The following is a 3,259-nucleotide window of genomic DNA, read 5'->3' as shown; positions in this document are numbered from 1 at the left end:
TTCCTTGATGGGCTTTGCTCTCACGACGTCGACGATGAGACTTGCGACCAGACCACGCAGATCGAAGCGGCGGTTGAACCTGTAGGCGAAGCCAGCAAGGTAGTGCTCGGCGTACTTGCGGTAGTTCAGGGCATGGAAGGCTCCGGCCAACGTGGTCTTGAGATTGCCCAGCACGGTGTTGACCCACTTGAAGCTGGGCAGGTCGCGCGGCTTGAGGGAGCCGACCACCATCGGGAGGTGAAGGCAACCGGCATCGGCCACCGCACTGAAGCAGGCCAAACCATCGCTGTGCACGCTGGTGCCCGGTGCCAGATTGGACTTGGCCCACTTGCTGATCGCTTCAGAGGTGAACCCTCTGACCACATTGAGCTTGATGAACATCGGATGCCCGTGATCATTGACCGAGACAGCCGCGACAAAGGGGACCTTGTTCTCGGAGCCCCGACCGACTTTGCCGCCTGTGCGCTCGCCTCCGAGGTAAGCGTCATCGAGTTGCACCGTGCCGCTGAGTTGGTGGGTGGCGTCTTGCGAGGCCATGGCCCGGTTGATCTTCTGATGCAACAGCCAGGCAGTGGGATAGCTCACGCCAAGCTGACGCTTGAGCGCCAGGGCAGACAGGCCGGTTTTGGCCTGACTGATGAGGTAGATGGCCAAGAACCAGGTCGTCAGGGGCAGTTTGGTGTGTGCCATGAGACTGCCTGCGGTCAGGGAGGTCTGATGCCGACAGCCATTGCACTGGAAGAGCTTACGGACACCGTGGCCGACCACATAGTGATCACTGCTGGAGCAGCGCGGACAGCGAAATCCCTCAGGCCAGCGCGCGGCCTTGATCGCTTCGGCGCACTGTGCCTCGGTGCCAAAGCTACGAAGGAATTCCGGAATCGACATGCCGTGCTGGAACTGAATCTGGTTGAAGGCCATGGTGCTCACCCCACTGTAAGAAGACCACAGATTAGTGAGTCACAAGCTCATGGGGTGAGCCTCGCTGAGGCAGGTTTCTAATCAGGATTTCAGTTAGGCCTTCATTTCCGAAACTCTCTGGAAGTCGAATGAGCGGTTTTCGGAAAGCTCTGGAATCTTGGTTTATGCCCAAGGCATGGGCTTTTTGACAGGTTTCAACGCGCGCCAAACCAGCAGCACGGCACGCATGGGGTCTTACTCTGGCCGCTCTGGTTGGCTGTCTGTCCTTCGGCAGCCTGCTCACCCATCAGCGGCGCTCAAGTGCCACACGCCATCGGCCTTGTGGGCTGCCTGTCCTGCGGCAGTCAGCTCAACATCCAGGGGCGCCAAAGTGCCATCCGCCATCGGCCTTTTGGCTAAACAAGCATGGTGGTCTTCCACCAAGACCGCGCGTCTGGCAGACTCTCTGGAAACATCAAAAGGAGCGTCTGTGCAGCATCACTGTTCATCGAAACACGGCACGTTTGCCGTGTGCTCCACGCCCTCTCCTTCGCGCCCCAGCCTAACTGTCAGGTCAAGGGGACGCTTACATCACCGCGCGTCTTGCCTACGCTAAACGGGCGCCCCTTACCTTTGTAGTTAGCCCCAATATTCGAGACTTCGCACCAACATGGCAAAAGCAAAAAACTCTGAAGGAACGAAATTTCTTAGGTATTTCGGCCCGCTGCTGGATGCTCTACGCAAGCTTGGAGGGTCCGGCCGCCCCGACGAAGTAGTTGAGCAAATTGCCACAGATATGCGCTTGTCCGATGACGAGCAAAACGACATTGTTCCATCTGGCGGATCAAGGTTAAAAACAAATGTCGCGTGGGCGCGCTTTTATCTCGTTCGCGAAGGTCTTCTAGACTCATCCAAACGTGGCATCTGGAGCCTTACTGAGAAAGGGCGAACCGCGCACCTAACAGTTGAGCAGGCTGGAGAAATATTTGCACGCTGGGTGAAAGTTTTTGATCAGCAGCGCAAATCAAAAAATAATCAATCTGAGCCAATTGCTGAGCAAGTCGCTGAAGCAACCGGCGCAGCTCCAAACGACTACCGCGTCGAGGCGCTGCAAGTCTTACTATCACTCCCACCAGCTGGTTTCGAGCGTCTAGCACAACGGATTTTGCGCGAAGCAGGCTTTACCCAAGTCACTGTCACGGGCCAAAGTGGCGACGGAGGGATTGATGGTTACGGCACCTTGCAGATCAATGACCTTGTGAGCTTTAAAGTTCTGTTTCAATGCAAGCGGTACACCAAGTCTGTTTCATCCCCTGAGGTTCGAGACTTTCGCGGTGCTATGGCCGGTCGCGCCGACAAAGGAATTGTCATCACAACCGGTACATTTACTGCCGAAGCGAAAAAAGAGGCTTCCCGAGATGGTGTGCCACCAATCGAACTAATTGATGGTGAGCGTCTTATCGACATGCTAGAGAATCTCGAAATTGGCCTCAAACCTGTAACAACCTACGAGGTAGATCATGGGTTCTTTACCGAGTTTCGCCAGGTCTAACTGTGCGTTCAACGTGGACGCCAACAGCGGCCATGCCTTCGGCATTTTATTGGCCGCTATTGGTACCCTGCGCCCCTGCGGGGCTCCGGCGCCAGTTAACTAATTCGTTAGGCCTTCGTTTTCCAAACTCTCTGGAAGTCGAATGAGCAGTTTTCGGAAGGCTCTGGAATTCTGGTTTGATGGCCTCGGCCAAGGCTTTTTTGACAGGTTTCAACGCGCGCCGAACCAACAACACGGCACGCATGGGGTCTTACTTTGGCCGCTCTGGTTGGCTGTCTGTCCTTCGGCAGCCTGCTCACCACCGCGCGGCACCAAAGTGCCACAGGCCACCTGCCTTGTGGGCTGCCTGTCCGGTGGCAGTCAGCTCAACATCCAGGGGCGCCAAAGTGCCATTCGCCATCGGCCTTTTGGCTGAACGAGCTCAGTGGTCTTCCACCAAGACCGCGCGTCTGGCACACTGCTTTCAAACATCAAAGGGAGCGTCTGTGCAGCATCACTGTTCATCGAACCATGGCCAGGTTGCCGTGTGCTCCACGCCCTCTACTCCGCGCCCCAGCCTAACTGTCAGGTCAAGGGGACGCTTACATCACCGAGCGTCTTGCCTACGCCAAACGGGCGCCCCTTACCTTTGTAGTTAGGTCCCGTTTAAAAATATGCTCAGGTAACTCGGTGCAAAGGCTCTGGCAAATGTCAACATCGGTGCAAGTTCATACATCCAGCACGCGGGAATCATTTGTCGTGCCAAGGTTGTTTTCTTTGCATGGCAAGGTTTGCGCGTTATGCATCGCCACTCCCACGCGAGAACAC

General features: G+C 56.1%; 2 protein-coding genes. One reads left to right on the top strand and one right to left on the bottom strand.

Annotated elements, in window-relative coordinates; genetic code table 11:
- Nucleotides 1-921: IS1595 family transposase (locus tag WIT60_RS16805; protein WP_339581920.1), on the bottom strand; the 921-nt coding region annotated here is incomplete at its 3' end.
- A 649-nt stretch (nucleotides 922-1,570) separates the two neighbouring features.
- Between WIT60_RS16805 and WIT60_RS16800 the strand changes: the two genes are divergently transcribed.
- Nucleotides 1,571-2,452 (top strand): restriction endonuclease, encoded by an 882-nt coding sequence (locus WIT60_RS16800; RefSeq protein WP_339584971.1) that lies wholly within the window; start codon nucleotides 1,571-1,573, stop codon nucleotides 2,450-2,452.
- Nucleotides 2,453-3,259: the final 807 nt, after the last annotated feature.

Source organism: Aquabacterium sp. G14 (assembly GCF_037482285.1).
Taxonomy (GTDB): Bacteria; Pseudomonadota; Gammaproteobacteria; order Burkholderiales; family Burkholderiaceae_C; genus Aquabacterium.
The sequence above is the reverse complement of the archived record's forward strand: the minus strand, read 5'-3'. Positions and strand labels throughout refer to the sequence as shown.